Raw genomic sequence first — 15,549 nt, 5'->3', positions numbered from 1 at the left:
AGTCGCCTTTAACAAAATAGGCGGCTTTTTTCAATTTTTATAATGATGAAAAAAATATTTGCAATAGGTTTAATCATATTCTTTTTAATAGGATGTAGTGATGACGAGCTTTCGTCTGTTTCTTATGAAAATCCAGAAGTAGCATTAACTATTCCGACAGATTTTCCTGAATTAAATTCTTCGGTTTACACTAATATGCCTACAAAATATGGGGTTGAATTAGGTAAAAAGCTATTTCATGAAAAACGATTAAGTACAGATAATTCTATTTCTTGTGCTAGTTGCCATATTCAAAAACATGCTTTTGCAGATACGCATAGCCAAGCAATTGGAGTTGAGGGTCGCGTAGGAATACGAAATACACCGCCAATTCAAAATTTAGCTTTTATGAATTTTTATGGTTGGGACGGCAGTAAACTTCGGTTAGAAAATCAACCTTTAGTTCCTATTATTACTCATGAAGAGATGGATTCTTCTATTCTAGAGATAATTTATAAAATTGAAGACAATCAAGATTATCGAGAATTATTTCAGAAAGCTTACGGAGATCAAGAAGTTACTGCAAATAGAATATATAAAAGTATTGCTCAATTTGAATATACACTAACTTCTAACAATAGTAAGTATGATAAAATTCAACGAAATGAAGGAGAAGTCTTTACAGAAATTGAAGCGCTAGGCTATCAGGTTTTTCAAGAAAAATGTGTGAGTTGTCACAGTACTACGTTATTTACCGATCAAAGTTTTAGAAATATTGGTTTTCCTATTAATTCCGATTCTAATGAAGCGGGACGAGCAAGAGTCACCGGTCTAGAAAATGATTACATGAGTTTTCGAGTTCCTTCATTAAGAAATGTAGAATATACAGCGCCTTACGGAAGTTTTGGTCAATTTAAAACCCTAAAAGAAGTTTTAGATTATTTAGATTCTGGAGTTTTATATGCTGAAAATTTAGATCCTATTCTTAAAGATAATAACAATAAAATATCGCTTTCAGAAGAAGAAAAAGAACATCTTATAGCGTTTATGAAAACATTAAGTGATCCTGATTTTATAAATCATTAATCTCACTTTAAATTACTTTTCTTGGTTATTAATTTTTAAAAGATAAAAGACTTTCAGTATTAATCGGAATTCGGAAGAGCTCATTTTAAGGAAAATAGAAGTAAAAAGGATGTGTAAATTAAAACATTTTTATAAGTAAAAATAAAAAAGCTCAACTATTTGTTTTTAAAATAGTTGAGGTTTTTTTAAGTGGAGTCGGGGAGATTCGAACTCCCGTCCAAACAAGCAATTCAATAGCTTTCTACACGTTTATTTTTCACTTCAATTTTCGAGAAAGATCTGACAGAAAACCTTCTAATCTTTCCTTAACCTTTAAGATTTTAGTAACCCTTAAAGGTATCGAGTTACCTAGATTTACTTTATCGGTGCCTCTAGTTGGAACGCCATAAATCAAGGCTTTCCAGAGGCATCTTAGCCCTATGTCTTACATAGGTTAAGGTAATCTTACTTTAGTTCAGATTACGCAGCTAAGGCGTAATTATTTTCGCCGTTTAAAAAAGTTTGAAATATGATATTTACGAGCTATATCCCAGCGCTCGACGTGCTTACTACCCAATTAGACTCGCTGTCAAAACCAGTCGACCCCAAGTATTTCTGCGAAAGCAAAAATATAAATAACTTTTATTTGGGCGTTTCAATTGTCTAAAAAACAATTGGCGGGCTATTCGCTACAATTCCTCGCCCTATCGGGCTGTGGGATTTTCACTACTATCCCTAACGCAAAAATAATATATAAAAGAACTACTTACTTCTAAGTAAGGCTGGCAAAGATACAATAAAATCATATATTTACCCAACAACATTTAAATAACAAAGCTTATGCCAAGATAAGTTTGTCAGGCTAAACTTAAAACATAGAAAATATATGAAAATAGGAATCATTAGCGAGCGAAAAATACCTGCCGATAGAAGGGTGGTGTTTTCACCAACTAAGCTTAAACAACTTCAACAAAGATACCCTGAAGCACAAATAAAGGTAGAAACTTCATCTATTCGTGTTTTTCCAGACAAAGATTATCAAAAGCTAGGGTTTGAAGTTACAAAAGATTTATCAGACTGTGATGTACTTCTAGGGGTAAAAGAAGTTCCTATTTCCGCTTTAATTCCTAATAAAAAATATTTTTTCTTTTCACATACCATAAAAAAACAATCTTATAACCGAGAACTGTTGCAAAGCATTCTAGAAAAAAACATAGAACTTTTTGATCACGAAACTATAACAGATAGCAACGGTAATCGTTTAATTGGTTTTGGTCGTTATGCCGGTATTGTAGGCGCTTATAATGGATTTAGAGCTTTTGGTCTGCGAGAAAAAACGTTTCAGTTAAAAAAAGTGGAAGACTTACAAGATTATAAATCTGTAATTAAAGAATTAAAAAAAGTAAAATTACCAAATCTTAAAATCGTTCTTTCTGGTAACGGAAAAGTTGCTCATGGAGCAAGAGAGATTTTAGAGCACCTTAATTTAAAAGAAGTTAATGTAAAAGATTATTTGGTGAACGACTTTAAAGAAGCGGTTTTCTGCCAGATCGACGTGCTCGATTATAACAAACGTAAAGATGGTAAAAACCTCGATCGTTACGATTTTTATAATAATCCAGATGAATACGAATCTGATTTTATGCGTTTTGCTAAAGTAAGCGATGTATTTATGGCTGGTCATTTTTACGGAGATGGAGCTCCATCTTTATTCACAAAAGAAGATGCTAAACAAACTGAATTTAAAATTAATTTAGTTGCCGATATAAGTTGTGATATTGAAGGCCCTATCGCCAGTACCTTGCGACCCTCAACTATTGCTGAGCCATTTTATGGTTATGACCCCCAAACTGAAAAAGAAGTGAAATTTAATGATTCTAAAGCTATAACAGTAATGGCGGTTGATAATTTACCGTGTGAATTGCCACATGATGCGAGCGAAGGTTTTGGAGAAATGTTTTTAGAAAAGGTAATTCCTGCATTTTTTAATGAAGATGAAGACGGAATTTTAGAAAGAGCTAGAATGACTTTTCAGGGGAAATTAACACCTCGTTTTAAATATTTACAAGATTATATTGAAGGAAAAGAATAAACACTATGAATAAAAGAATTTTACTGTTAGTATTATCGATCATTTTTGCAGCAAACTTATGGGCACAAGAGTTTACCGCTATGAGTTATAATATTCGTTATGCCAATGAAAATGATGGAGAAAATAGTTGGTCAAACCGAAAATCATTTTTAGCTAATCAGCTTAAATTCTATCATCCCGATATTTTTGGTGTTCAAGAAGCATTAGCAGAACAAGTTTATTATTTAGAAAAGCAACTACCAACTTATAACCGAATAGGTATAGGAAGAGATGGCGAAGAAAAAGGAGAATTTAGTGCTGTCTTTTACGATACAACTAAATTTGAAATGCTATCAAATAATACGTTTTGGCTATCAGAAACTCCAGATAAAATTTCTAAAGGTTGGGATGCAAGTTTAAACAGAATTTGTACCTATGTGCTGTTAGAAGATAAGGAAAGCGGGGCTAAAATTTATTTCTTTAATACTCATTTTGATCATCAAGGAGATAAGGCCAGAATTAATAGTGCACGTTTAATAGTTGAAAAAATAAAAGAAATTAATACTGAAAATTATCCAGTTTTTTTAACCGGAGATTTCAATCTAGAGTCAACTTCAGCACCTATTCAATATGTAAAATCTTTTTTGAATGATGCTGCAGAATCTTCCGCTGAAATAAAATTAGGCCCTTCAGGGACTTATAATGATTTCAATTTTTCAAAACCTGTCACGCATAGAATAGATTATGTTTTTTATTCAGATCTTATAAAAGTTAATACTTATGCGGTTTTAAGTGATAATGAAGGTGGGAGGTATGCTTCCGATCATTTACCAGTGTTTGTAAAAGTAGAAGTAAGGTAGTAATGAAAGTTAATCTGTTATTTTTTATATTTTTCATAACTCAAGGTTTATGTGGTCAACAGACTTTTTTAGAAAAATTATCAGCTGCTGCAATTTCGCTAACAAAGCAAGAGGTTAGTTATGATCCTTCTTATTTTTCAATCGATTACCCAAATGGAGATGTACCCAAAGATAAAGGAGTGTGCACCGATGTTATTATTAGAGCTTATCGAAAGCTAGACATTGACCTCCAAAAACAAGTTCATGAAGATATGAAAGCTCATTTTTCAGACTATCCAAAAGTATGGGGTCTTTCTGTTACTGATAAAAATATAGACCATCGTCGTGTACCTAATCTAATGAAATTTTTCTCTAGAAATGGTAAAGAGTTATCAATAACTCAAAACGCAGAAGATTACCGACCAGGCGATATCGTTTCATGGAATTTGAATGGCGCTCTTACACATATTGGTATTGTGGTTAACAAAAAATCTTTAGATGAGCAACGTTTTTTAATTGTTCATAATATTGGTGGTGGTCAAGTTATAGAAGATGTATTATTTTCTTATAAAATTAGTGGTCACTACCGTTATCAACCACTGTAAAGAACTCAAATTTTAAGTAAAAAAAAACTGCCTAATTTGGAATTATTATCCTTTAAATTTTAAAATATCATCATTTGAATTATGATTCTATCAGAAAACATTAATCGAGAGAAAATAAACGAGCCATTTTAGGCAGTATTTTAATTAAGAAGCCGAACTCCAATCTATTTTTCGGGAAGCGAACATAATGATTGCTAGAATCATAAATAACCCGATACTTCCTATTAACAAGGCATAATTTTCTAGCTGAATAATTACATAAATAAAGCTATAAACTGCAGCTAAAGAAAAAACTATTAGTAAAGGAAATTTAATATTCTTAAAAATAAATTTAGAATAAATAGTAATTAATATTAAAACCGAACTTCCTGCAATGAGGTAGGCTTTAAAATAAGTAGCATGCTCCGATATAGAAATGAGTAAACAATAAAACATCACTAATGCCAAACCAATCATTAAATATTGAAAGGGATGAATATATATTTTACTAACGATCTGTATTAGAAAGAAAACCATTAGCGTTAGACTAATTACCATAAACCCATATTTGGCGGTACGCTCATTCTTTTGATAATCGTCTATAGTAATTATTAAATTTGTACCAAAAGCAAACTGAGATAAATTGGGAAGGTTATCCCTGAACGATTGCTCAAACTGTCGGTTAATTTGTAAGATTTTCCATTCAGCTTCAAATCCGTCTGAACTAATATTTCGAGAGCCATCTTCGGGTAAAAAGTTTCCATCAAAACTTGGCGAAGCCCAATTCGAAGTCATTTTGGCATTGGTTGTTTTTCCTATAGGAATAAATTTTAAACTTTCACTTCCATTAATATTCATTGAAAACTCAAACGGAATTTTAGCATCTTTTACTTCATTAAATTTTGAAATTGGATCTGATTGTAGCGTTTTCAAACTTTCTTGATTGTAAATAGGCATAAGTTGTGAAGAAAGTGAACCGAGTTGAATTTCAAGCTCACTTTTAATTCCCTTCAAATTCGATGTTTTTACTAAAATTGTAGCCTTATCCCAAAGTATATTTTCATCTGGAATTTCAAATTCTTCCATAGAAATTTTAGGGAAATATCCTTTTAATTGAAGTTGAGAATGATAAACTACAGATTTATAAATACTACGTTCTAATGGCTTTGTTTCTACTTTTGCATCGATATTTAATTCATCTGGAAAATAGTAAAGGTAGGAGAGGTGTACTTCACGTTTTGTGATATCTTCTTTCCGCTTTTGGTCATATTCTGTTTTTTCGGTATAATAATGGTACGGTATTTTTAAAATAGGTCCAGAAAGCAAAACCTCATTTCCCCATTTTTGATTAATTTCTGAAATTACTTGTGTTTGCCGAATTGAACGTTCATAAATAATTTCTTTTACAAAACTTAGTGGTATTAATAATACCAAAGCTAAAATACCAATTACTAGCATTTTTGCAGTGATAGAGTTTTTTAACCAGTTTCCAAATTTTCCTTTTTGCGTTTCCATATAATTTGATTTTAATTTCTGATGAGTTGAAGCGTTGAAGTATTTTTACTAAATATTGTAGATTTAAAAAGTTCGTAATCCAGATGTATAATTTGTTCGTAATCGAAATGATGAAACGGCTCGGCTGCTCTGCCTACTTGGTAAGATTTAAGATAAAGCGATAAATACTCTGGCAGAATTAGTGTTCCTAACAAAATTGCTCCGTACATATAGGGGCATTTTTTGCCATTACCCATACACAAAAATTGCAATCCAATTTCTTCTTCTACTTCCGTTCCGTAATTAGTAAGCGTGTGATATGCATCGTGACGTTCGACTTTTGGAAGAAGTTCGAAATTATTTTTCTGGAGAAATTCACCTAAATGATAACCAAAAGTTTCGGGAGGAAACTCTAGTAGCTCTACCGTAGTAAGATCCCACGGTAAATGGTTCTGTTTAAAAAATTTTGTGTAGAGGGTTTTCGAAACTTCGAACAGAAAGATGACAAGTTTTTTTCGCATTATAATATATTTTAAAGTACTTTGAATTTCAAAGTAAAAGATTAAAAAAATAGATTAGTTAGGTTGATGGTCTAATGCTTTAATTTGAACTTTATAAGCATTTGGTAAAATAATTGCTTTAAAAAAAGCATCGATTTTCAATAATTCACTTAATATATAAATTGGTATAATTAGTTTTAGTAAAGAATACGCTCTAAAATTCAAAAATTTTTTGATAGGCTTCGGAGCCATTAATGTTTGTACTTCTAGTACCAATCGATACCTAAAAACTTCCAAATGTTTTTTATATTGAAGAAATAAATCTCGAGTGTAATCACTGTATGCAAAATTTTCTTGAAGCTGAAGTTTTCGCTGTTTCTCCCATTCATCAAAACTTTTTGGTAATTCTGATATTTGCATTAATTTTCCTACACGATTGAAAACGTAAAACGCTTCTTCTTTTTCTGCGGAAGTCAATTTGCGTTCTAGACTTTCGTAAGCACAAATTGAATAATCAATCAACATAAATAATACATCGCGATAGGCCCAATCAGGTATTTTAAAACCGCGTTTTTCTTCTACTTTGTGGTGAATATGATTCATTTGCTGTATGGCTTGTATAGCGGTTTTTTCTTCAGCAAAAATAATTACTTTAGCATAATTAACAGTAGAAAGTAATCTACCTAAAGGATCGGAAGGGAGCTTGCCGGTAAAGTACAACCAATCTACCGCTATATTTAGGGCAAACTTGGCAGCAGCTCCAGCAAATATAAACATTACCGTATCTGCTTTGCCCCAAATCTTGTAAACAATAGAATCTTGTAGCACAAAATAAGTTTTCATAGTATTCAATCTATTTGATTATAGCCTTTTAATTCATCTAAAATTTAGCCATTACTTTTGCTTTGAAATTCAAAGTGAATAATAAAAAAAATCGACTTTATTTCATTTGTCTTTTTATAATATTTTCTAATGCTTCAATATGTTTTTTAAAAGCGGCTCTGCCTAACTTAGTAGCTCCATATTGAGTATTTGGTTTACGATCGATAAACGATTTTTCAACTACAATATATTCGGATTTCTCTAAGGCTTTTATATGACTGGCGAGGTTGCCATCGGTCACTTCTAGTAATTCTTTTAGGCGTTTAAAATTCACTTTTTCATTCACCATTAAAATCGACATAATTCCCAAACGAATTCGGTGATCAAAAAGCTTATTTATATTATCTATGATACTCAAATTATTGTCTTTTTTCTTCTCTCAACATCAAGGCTCCATAGACAATATGCAAAACTCCAAAGCCTAAAGCCCAAAAGTATAAACCATAACCAGAAAATGCAGCACAAATAAGGCCTAAAATTAATTCGGAATAACCTAAATATTTTACGTTACCGATAGTGAATTTCGAAGCGTTAACCAGCGCAAGACCATAGAAAATTAGCATAAGAGCTGGACTCAAGCTATAATTTTGTTGATACGCTTGTATTAAGATATAAATACCCCCAGCAACTAATGGAATTAGAAAATTAAGCAATAAACGTTGAGTGGTTGCGTCCCAAATCTTCTCTTCATTGCTTTTAGCTCTCTTGATGGTTAATATAATCGCTGAAAAAATACTTAAAGCAGCTATGAGGATGAGGTCTACAATAAGGTAGTAAATTATCATTGAATCATTTGCCGAGTGATCTATCGTTACATCCGACGGAAGAATATAAAGATAAGCTATTCCGGCTCCGATAAGCGCATAACTTCCTGCGAGTATTCCTGAAAGTCCGCTTAATGAGATAAATCGGCTAGACTTATTCATTAAGTCTTTGATTTCTGATAGGTCTTTAAAATAATCTTTCTGCATATTTAAAGTACTTTGAAAAACAAAGTAAATGTAAATAAATGATTTGTGCAAACAAAAAATAAAAAGCCTCACATAAATGTGGGGCTTTTTATTATAATAATAGGTGAATTGTTATTTAACAATCAATAGAGGAGCGGTTAAGCTCTCATCAAAAATTTCTTCTGTTAAACTTCCTATTAAAAGTGAAGAGATATTGTTGCCACCCTTGTCTGAAAGGATAACTAAATCTGGTTTTTTCTTTTCAATTTCAAACAAGAACTTTTCACTAACACTTTTGTCTTTTGCGTAAATCAATTCAACACTTTCGGGTTTTGAAATTACAAACTTGTTAAAAAACTTAGTAGATTTTTGTTGAAGGTGTTTTTCAATTTTAACCATCGCATCAGCTTTAGGTACATATGGTGAAAATTGAATTGGTACTTGGTACACGTGTACAGCATTTACTGTAAGCGGGAATTTTTTTCTTAATTGCTCAATAAATTGAAAAGATTTTCTAGAGTGCCCTGAAAAATCTGTACCTACCCAAATATTTTCAAAACTTAATTCTGCTGTTTTAGGTACACTAAGAATACTACATTTTAATAAACGCAGTAATTTAGCCGTAACTACTCCCGTGCCATCTTTAGAAGATTTGTTGCCAATTAAAGTGAGATGAATTTGGTATTTATTCACAATATAATCAATCAGAGATTCTGTATTAGAGTCTTCTGAAATAAGTACTTCCCAATTTGCATTGGCTTTAAATTTATTTTCTATTTTTTCATTAAGCTCATCACCAATAAGTTGATCGAGGTTTACCTCGTTAAGTTCATCTGCAAAAAGTTCTGAAATTTCATACTTTTTGATGTTATGTACAAAATAAACATTTTCAATTTCAAACTTTTCAGCTAAAAAAGAGCTGTATTCAATAAGGTGATTGTCTATAGAGGTGAGGTCTAACGCAACTAAAATATTTTTTACATTTTCCATTTATTATTCTTTTTTATTTCTTCTTGCTACAATTTCTTTTACGACTTCTTCATAGTCGTCCATTTGCTTTTCGGTTTTTTTCTTTTCTAATTTTAAGTAATCTTCTTTTAAGCCTTTATATAGCGAATAGCACATAATAAGCAGAATTACCGCAAATGGAAGTCCTGTAACTATGGTGGCGGTTTGTAAAGCTTCTAAGCCACCTCCAATTAATAAAACTGCAGCCACAGTACCTTCGGTTACAGCCCAAAAAATACGTTGACCAATTGGTGAGTCTATTTTACCCCCAGAGGTTAAACTATCTACCACTAACGAGCCTGAATCTGAAGAGGTGATAAAGAAACCAGCAATAAGAATTACCCCTACTACATTAATAATCATCGAGAATGGATAGTCTTCAAAGAACACAAATAGAGCAGTTGCAACATCATTTTGTACGGCAGCAACGATATTAGAATCTCCACCTAAAGCTTGTTGAATGGCAACGCTCCCAAAAGCAGACATCCAGAAAAAAGTCACTAATGAAGGAACTAATAAAACTCCTAAAATAAATTCTCTTACGGTTCTACCTTTAGATATTCTGGCGATAAACATTCCCACAAACGGAGACCAACCAATCCACCATCCCCAATAAAAGACAGTCCAATCATTTTGCCAAGAAGTACCTTCAAAGGTTTCACTCCAGGTAGAAATTTTTAAGAAATTGAAAAAATAACTTCCTGTATTCTCCACAAATGATCTAAAAATAAATATGGTAGGCCCTAAGATTAATGCTAAAAGTAATAATACAACGGCAATACGCATATTCCATTCACTTAAAATTCTAACTCCTTTATCTACACCTAATACCACAGAAGTTGTTGCAATAAGAGTTATTCCTGCAATTAATAATACTTGTGTAAGAGTTCCGTCAGGAACACCAAAAACATGATTAAGTCCGCTTGCAATTTGCTGAACTCCAAAACCTAATGAAGTAGCTAAACCAAACAAAGTGGCTAGTACTGCAAAAATATCGATGGCATCTCCAATTTTTCCGTGAATTTTATCTCCTAAAAACGGATAAAATATAGATCGTATCGTTAACGGTAAACCTCTTGAATAGGTGAAATAAGAAAGCGCTAAACCCACCAGTGCATAAACACCCCAAGCGTGAAAACCCCAATGTAAAAAGGTAAAATTCATTGCTTCTTGAGCAGCAGCAACAGTATTTGGTTCTGCGGTAGCAGGGTGAAGAAGGTGCTTAACGGGTTCTGCAACTCCAAAAAAGAGTAACCCAATACCCATACCTGCACTAAACAACATGGCAAACCAAGACCCGGTTTTAAATTCTGGTTTTGCTTTTTGACCGCCAATACGTAATTTTCCATATTTACCTACAGCTAGATAAACTAGAAAAATTAAAAATAAATTAATAGTAAGAATAAAAAACCAATCCGCTTTTTCTGCGACGGCATGTTGAATGTCTTCGAATATTTTTTGTGCTTTCTTTTCAAAAACAATAGTTAATACAATACTTATAATAATAATAATGGTAGAAGTAAAGAACACTGGTCCGTTCACATCTAGCCCAAATATTGATTTCTTTTCGTCGCTTCTAGTAACTTTTTTTGCCATAAATTAGTTGTTAAATTAAAAGTAGTAACCTACATTAATATTAAATCGGGCTTCCCATTTTGCATTGGGAGTTCCTGTTGAAAAATCATCTACAAAATTACCGCCTAACCAAGAATGATTATATCCTGCGGCATAATCTACAAAGGTGAGTAAATTTCCTGCGGTAACTTTAAAACCAATCACATTCATAAGAGAAGAATCAAATTCATCTTTCTTTTTTTGCATCCAACCAAAATCATTATAAGCTTCTATTTGTTCTAAGGGTCCCCAATTTATTTTGAATTTTCTAGAAGCAGAAAGTGTATAAATATTAAAATTAGCAGCAACTTCATACGGAGTTCCATAGGCTCCCATTTGAACTCGGTCTGAAGGTTGATCTGCCGCATTTTTGAGGTTATGTGCAACTTTATTTAAACTAATTTTAAAATTCCATTGATCATAATAAACTTCATAATGCAATGCTAAGGCATAATGATCTCCATTTTTTTGAGTATCTAAATTGTATAATTGACCGTATTGAGCAGAAAAACCTAATCTGTGATTAGTTCTATCTCCAAATTTCCAAACTATATTTCCGTTTACTTGGTTGGTTTCTTTATTTCTACCTACGACATCGTATGCATATCTGCTAGCATCATTTTCTTCACCTCCAGTAAACTTTGTTTCTTCAGCATTTTTAAAAAAGGCAAAAGCATATTCAAAATTTTTATCTTCATGAACATATTTTAACCCCATGTCGTGGTCATCTTCTAAGCCTACATAGTATGTAATATTAAAAAACCAATTATTAGAATTGTATTGCTGAATTCCAAAAGGTACATATACTAATCCCAATTGCAATTGGTCTTCATTATTAAAATGATAAGCTACCCAACCTTGTTTTAAAAAGCCACCACCAAATGCTTCTGAGTAAAATCTATATTCGGCATTTAATGATAATTTTTTGTAGGAAGCTTTCGGTTTAATGGCTATCATATCATAACCAAACTCTCCTCCTTTTGATTTTTGCTCTTTTTTCCAAGAAGAATTAACGTAATTAAAACGTACAGCACCTCCTATTTCAAGCTTAGGTTTTTCTGTTTCTTCTTTCTCTTGGCTAATCGCTAAATAGGGGGATATAAAAAAAACGAATAGCCATAAATAACTAGGTAGTTTTTGGATTTTCAATAGTTTAATTTTTTGGTTGGTTGGAAAATTAGGCGAAAATTTCACAACCGCCTAAAAGAAATTAAACATTAATAAAGATTTAGAACTTTTTGATAGTTTTTCTAATCGCAACCAAATTAGATAATAGTTTTTCTAAATATTGAAGATCAAGCATATTAGCGCCATCACTTTTTGCATGAGCAGGATCAAAATGAGTTTCTATAAATAAGCCATCTACGTTATTTACCACTCCAGCACGCGCAATAGTTTCTATCATATCTGGTCTTCCTCCAGTAACACCGCTATTTTGATTGGGTTGCTGTAAAGAATGTGTTACATCTAAAACGGTGGGTGCAAATTCTCGCATGGTGGGTATACCTCTAAAGTCTACAATCATATCTTGGTAACCAAACATAGTACCACGATCGGTAACCATCACTTGCTCATTATTACAATCGGTAACTTTAGTAACGGCATGCTTCATACTTTCTGGACTCATAAATTGCCCTTTCTTTAAATTCACTACTTTTCCTGTATTAGCAGCAGCTACAACTAAGTCTGTCTGACGAACCAAAAATGCGGGGATTTGTAAAATATCTACAAATTCAGCAGCTTTTTGAGCATCACTAACCTCGTGAATATCTGTAACTGTAGGAACGTTAAAAGTTTCTGAAACTTTACGAAGAGTTTTTAATGCTTTTTCATCGCCAATTCCTGTAAAACTATCTATTCTACTTCGGTTGGCTTTTTTAAAACTTCCTTTAAAAACATACGGAATGCCCAATTTATCTGTAATAGTAACTACTTTTTCAGCAATACGTAAGGCCATCTCTTCACCTTCAATGGCGCAAGGGCCGGCAAGTAAAAAGAAATTATCTTTATTTAAGTGTTTTATATTCGGAATCTTTTCTAATTTCATATCGCAGTATTTATTTTACAAATGTAATTTAATTCGACTTGCTTAGCAATTTTTCATTTTAAGGATCATTTTTTCTGAAATTGAATTATAAAATGCACTTCCTGAAATTATGAAATATGAGGTTGGTGATTAGTTGAACTTCATTTTATAAAGAATGATATTTTTTTAGCTTATATTTTTCAATTAAAGAAGAAGTGTTTCTCTTTGTGTTTTTGTTAGATGTTAATTAATATTTTAACAAAATAGTCTTCTTAAATAAAAAATGAAATGATTAATTTTCTAGGCGTAATTATATGTTTATGAAAAAGCAACTATTTTATTTTCTAGCTTTTATCTTTGTGTCGTGTGTAAGTGTTCCTAAACAAGCGCCAGAACTTTCAGAAGAAATAGGTATTCAACTCCAAGAATTAGAACATTCGCATCAGCAGCTTATTAAAGTTTTTTTTGAAAATGAGCGTAAACAAATAAGCGACTTTGTTTACGAGGAATGGTTGCCAATATTTGCGACTAATTTTTTTAGCCAAGCAGGTATAGAGCAAGTTTGGCAGCAAATTGTAACTTCAGAAAACAAACAAGATCGTTTAGAGTTCATATTAAAAACAGCTCCAGAAATTCAGTTCCAAACCCAACGTAAATATCAAGAGCTAATAGAGCCTTTAAATCAATTAGAAAGTGATTTGTCGAATGCAATTCAGCAAAAATATGCCGTTACCAATCAATTAAATAATACGATAACTTCTTATTTATACACAGCAGCGAAAGTAGACGAGAACCGCCAACGTTATTTAGATAGGTTAGGGGTGGCGCAAACCGATACCGATAAAATTTTAGCTGAAGCTGAAATGATTACCGATGAATTGGTCTTTCAGGCAGAAAAAGCGAAAGAAATAGAACAGCGAATAGAAGAATATAAAGCAAAACTGAAAGAAATTTTATCTAAATTCTAAATCATATGGTAAAAAAAAACACTTCAATAGACTGGGACAATTTTGAAAGAACAGCTAAAAATGCAGCTGAAAAAGCTGCAGTCGAAACCGACGAGGAGTTAACGCTAGAATTAGCAGCACTAACTAGATTGACTCAAAAAGACATTGTTGAGATTTTTCCTGAACCTGCCGATGTAGAAGCCTTTGCCGAATTAATGCTTATCGTAAAATCTGCTTCTAGAAGAAATACAAAAATTAATAAGATAGTAGCCAATTCTGAAAAATTTGCCGGAATAATAATAGACTTATTCGGAAAGGTGATTTAAAGATGGGAAAAGATTTTCTAGGAGGTGAAGAGCTTACTCAATTGGTAGCAAGAGCAAGAGCGTTGAAGGAATCTGGTAAAATATTTTCAGACCTTATCGATGAAGATGGAAACCAGTATGTAGATTTAGTACAAGAAGGCGGTGGTGTTTTAGGAATAAGTTTAGTAGGTTATACCTATATATTAGAGCAAGCAGGTATTCGTTTTTACAGTTTAGCAGGAACTTCTGCCGGAGCAATTAGTACTTTATTAATGGCTTCTTTAGAAAATGTAGGGAAACCAGTTTCTGTGAAATTACTCCAAATTCTGGCAGATAAAAATCTTTTTGATTTGGTAGACGGACCTCGAGGAATCAAACGTTTTTTGCAAAATCGTATTGAAGGTAAAGCTGGTTTTCTTATCAGTGTATTATGGCATTCTTGTTCTATTTATTTTTTACTTAAAAATAAACTAGGTCTAAATCCTGGTGATAATTTGAAAGAATGGCTGTCTTTTCATTTAAATGAAGAAGGTATTTGTACTTACAAAGATCTAAAGGCAAAGCGGAGTATATTACCTGAGCTTCACCACAGAAAAATTAATTCGAAAATAGTAGCTCCGAAATTAGCTATTGTAACTTCAGAAGTAAGTACTCATACTAAAGTAGAATTTCCTAAAATGGCACATTTATATTGGCAAAATGTTTCGGAAGTCTCTCCGTCAGAATTTGTTAGAGCATCAATGTCTATTCCTGTATTTTTTGAGCCTTATATGAAAAATAATCTTCCGCATCAGGGAGAAATTTTAAATAAACAATGGATCACGCACGCAGGTTATTATGGAGAAGTGCCCAAAACTGTAAAGTTTGTAGATGGTGGTTTATTGTCTAACTTTCCTATTAATATTTTTCATTTAGACAGAATACCTAGTCATCCTACTTTTGGAGTAAGGCTGAGTACACACCGTAAAAATTATAGTAAAACTTCAGGTTTCTTTAGTTACACGTGGGCTATTATTAGTACAATGCGCCAAATACATGATTACGATTTTATTCTGAAAAACCCTGACTATAGAAAATTAATTTGCCATATTGATGCCAATGAGCATTTCAACTGGCTTAACTTTAATATGAGTGCTCAACGCCAAAAAGAACTGTTTCTGCTAGGTGCCAAAAAAGGATTAGCTTTTTTAGAGAATTTTGATTGGGAAGCTTATAAAGAAATTAGAAGACAGAAAACTTTATAATTCGAATTTATTTTACAAACAAATACATTTTTGTCAAGAGA

General features: G+C 32.3%; 16 protein-coding genes and 1 other RNA gene. 7 read left to right on the top strand and 10 right to left on the bottom strand.

Annotated features, from left to right (window positions below; all coding sequences use genetic code 11):
- Window positions 1-45: 45 nt before the first annotated feature.
- Window positions 46-1,065: a cytochrome-c peroxidase gene (locus KW502_RS03585; RefSeq protein ID WP_219039167.1), complete on the top strand. Its 1,020-nt coding sequence runs from the start codon at window positions 46-48 to the stop codon at window positions 1,063-1,065.
- 187 nt (window positions 1,066-1,252) lie between these two features.
- On the opposite strand, the gene ssrA is transcribed toward KW502_RS03585, so the two are convergent.
- Window positions 1,253-1,651: a transfer-messenger RNA gene (gene ssrA, locus KW502_RS03580) on the bottom strand.
- Between the two features lie 279 nt (window positions 1,652-1,930).
- Between ssrA and KW502_RS03575 the strand changes: the two genes are divergently transcribed.
- From KW502_RS03575 to KW502_RS03565, 3 genes are read left to right on the top strand one after another with little or no spacing between them, the layout of a single operon-like run.
- Window positions 1,931-3,136: an NAD(P)-dependent oxidoreductase gene (locus tag KW502_RS03575; RefSeq protein ID WP_219039166.1), complete on the top strand. Its 1,206-nt coding sequence runs from the start codon at window positions 1,931-1,933 to the stop codon at window positions 3,134-3,136.
- 5 nt (window positions 3,137-3,141) lie between these two features.
- Window positions 3,142-3,975 (top strand): endonuclease/exonuclease/phosphatase family protein, encoded by an 834-nt coding sequence (locus KW502_RS03570; protein WP_219039165.1) that lies wholly within the window; start codon window positions 3,142-3,144, stop codon window positions 3,973-3,975.
- Window positions 3,976-3,977: 2 nt separating this feature from the next.
- Window positions 3,978-4,559 carry a DUF1287 domain-containing protein gene (locus KW502_RS03565; protein WP_219039164.1) on the top strand — a complete coding sequence of 194 codons (582 nt, stop codon included), beginning with the start codon at window positions 3,978-3,980 and terminating at the stop codon, window positions 4,557-4,559.
- Window positions 4,560-4,703: 144 nt separating this feature from the next.
- On the opposite strand, the gene creD is transcribed toward KW502_RS03565, so the two are convergent.
- The 9 genes from creD to kdsA form a co-directional block, all read right to left on the bottom strand.
- Complete coding sequence (creD, locus tag KW502_RS03560) at window positions 4,704-6,053, bottom strand: cell envelope integrity protein CreD (RefSeq protein ID WP_219039163.1); 1,350 nt, start codon at window positions 6,051-6,053, stop codon at window positions 4,704-4,706.
- 11 nt (window positions 6,054-6,064) lie between these two features.
- Entirely contained in the window at window positions 6,065-6,553 is a 489-nt protein-coding gene (locus tag KW502_RS03555; protein WP_219039162.1) for a hypothetical protein, read from the bottom strand.
- 54 nt (window positions 6,554-6,607) lie between these two features.
- Window positions 6,608-7,375 carry an oxygenase MpaB family protein gene (locus KW502_RS03550; RefSeq protein ID WP_219039161.1) on the bottom strand — a complete coding sequence of 256 codons (768 nt, stop codon included), beginning with the start codon at window positions 7,373-7,375 and terminating at the stop codon, window positions 6,608-6,610.
- A 97-nt stretch (window positions 7,376-7,472) separates the two neighbouring features.
- Window positions 7,473-7,772 (bottom strand): winged helix-turn-helix domain-containing protein, encoded by a 300-nt coding sequence (locus KW502_RS03545; protein ID WP_219039160.1) that lies wholly within the window; start codon window positions 7,770-7,772, stop codon window positions 7,473-7,475.
- Window position 7,773: 1 nt separating this feature from the next.
- The gene (locus KW502_RS03540) at window positions 7,774-8,385 is read right to left on the bottom strand and encodes a hypothetical protein (protein WP_219039159.1); all 612 of its coding nucleotides are present in this window, start codon (window positions 8,383-8,385) and stop codon (window positions 7,774-7,776) included.
- A 111-nt stretch (window positions 8,386-8,496) separates the two neighbouring features.
- Entirely contained in the window at window positions 8,497-9,354 is an 858-nt protein-coding gene (locus KW502_RS03535; RefSeq protein WP_219039158.1) for a universal stress protein, read from the bottom strand.
- Between the two features lie 3 nt (window positions 9,355-9,357).
- Complete coding sequence (locus KW502_RS03530; RefSeq protein ID WP_219039157.1) at window positions 9,358-10,968, bottom strand: BCCT family transporter; 1,611 nt, start codon at window positions 10,966-10,968, stop codon at window positions 9,358-9,360.
- Between the two features lie 15 nt (window positions 10,969-10,983).
- A complete protein-coding gene (locus tag KW502_RS03525) occupies window positions 10,984-12,135 on the bottom strand; it encodes a hypothetical protein (RefSeq protein WP_255554032.1) in 1,152 nt (383 codons plus the stop codon).
- A gap of 79 nt (window positions 12,136-12,214) precedes the next feature.
- A complete protein-coding gene (kdsA, locus tag KW502_RS03520; protein WP_219039156.1) occupies window positions 12,215-13,033 on the bottom strand; it encodes a 3-deoxy-8-phosphooctulonate synthase in 819 nt (272 codons plus the stop codon).
- A 299-nt stretch (window positions 13,034-13,332) separates the two neighbouring features.
- Between kdsA and KW502_RS03515 the strand changes: the two genes are divergently transcribed.
- Genes KW502_RS03515 through KW502_RS03505 form a run of 3 tightly spaced genes read left to right on the top strand, consistent with a single transcriptional unit; the run spans window position 13,333 to window position 15,508 of the window.
- A complete protein-coding gene (locus KW502_RS03515) occupies window positions 13,333-13,980 on the top strand; it encodes a hypothetical protein (protein WP_219039155.1) in 648 nt (215 codons plus the stop codon).
- 5 nt (window positions 13,981-13,985) lie between these two features.
- The gene (locus KW502_RS03510; RefSeq protein WP_219039154.1) at window positions 13,986-14,285 is read left to right on the top strand and encodes a hypothetical protein; all 300 of its coding nucleotides are present in this window, start codon (window positions 13,986-13,988) and stop codon (window positions 14,283-14,285) included.
- Between the two features lie 2 nt (window positions 14,286-14,287).
- Window positions 14,288-15,508, top strand: coding sequence for a patatin-like phospholipase family protein (locus tag KW502_RS03505; protein WP_219039153.1), 1,221 nt, complete (start codon window positions 14,288-14,290; stop codon window positions 15,506-15,508).
- Window positions 15,509-15,549: the final 41 nt, after the last annotated feature.

This window comes from Mesonia aestuariivivens (assembly GCF_019311235.1).
Taxonomy (GTDB): domain Bacteria; phylum Bacteroidota; class Bacteroidia; order Flavobacteriales; family Flavobacteriaceae; genus Mesonia; species Mesonia aestuariivivens.
The sequence above is the reverse complement of the archived record's forward strand: the minus strand, read 5'-3'. Positions and strand labels throughout refer to the sequence as shown.

Coding starts and splice junctions, on each gene's coding strand:
- KW502_RS03535 (WP_219039158.1), bottom strand. CDS start 9,354: ATGGAAAATGTAAAAAATATTTTAGTTGCGTTAGACCTCACCTCTATA.
- KW502_RS03550 (WP_219039161.1), bottom strand. CDS start 7,375: ATGAAAACTTATTTTGTGCTACAAGATTCTATTGTTTACAAGATTTGG.
- creD (WP_219039163.1), bottom strand. CDS start 6,053: ATGGAAACGCAAAAAGGAAAATTTGGAAACTGGTTAAAAAACTCTATC.
- KW502_RS03530 (WP_219039157.1), bottom strand. CDS start 10,968: ATGGCAAAAAAAGTTACTAGAAGCGACGAAAAGAAATCAATATTTGGG.
- KW502_RS03540 (WP_219039159.1), bottom strand. CDS start 8,385: ATGCAGAAAGATTATTTTAAAGACCTATCAGAAATCAAAGACTTAATG.
- KW502_RS03555 (WP_219039162.1), bottom strand. CDS start 6,553: ATGCGAAAAAAACTTGTCATCTTTCTGTTCGAAGTTTCGAAAACCCTC.
- KW502_RS03575 (WP_219039166.1), top strand. CDS start 1,931: ATGAAAATAGGAATCATTAGCGAGCGAAAAATACCTGCCGATAGAAGG.
- kdsA (WP_219039156.1), bottom strand. CDS start 13,033: ATGAAATTAGAAAAGATTCCGAATATAAAACACTTAAATAAAGATAAT.
- KW502_RS03570 (WP_219039165.1), top strand. CDS start 3,142: ATGAATAAAAGAATTTTACTGTTAGTATTATCGATCATTTTTGCAGCA.
- KW502_RS03565 (WP_219039164.1), top strand. CDS start 3,978: ATGAAAGTTAATCTGTTATTTTTTATATTTTTCATAACTCAAGGTTTA.
- KW502_RS03505 (WP_219039153.1), top strand. CDS start 14,288: ATGGGAAAAGATTTTCTAGGAGGTGAAGAGCTTACTCAATTGGTAGCA.
- KW502_RS03515 (WP_219039155.1), top strand. CDS start 13,333: ATGAAAAAGCAACTATTTTATTTTCTAGCTTTTATCTTTGTGTCGTGT.
- KW502_RS03585 (WP_219039167.1), top strand. CDS start 46: ATGAAAAAAATATTTGCAATAGGTTTAATCATATTCTTTTTAATAGGA.
- KW502_RS03510 (WP_219039154.1), top strand. CDS start 13,986: ATGGTAAAAAAAAACACTTCAATAGACTGGGACAATTTTGAAAGAACA.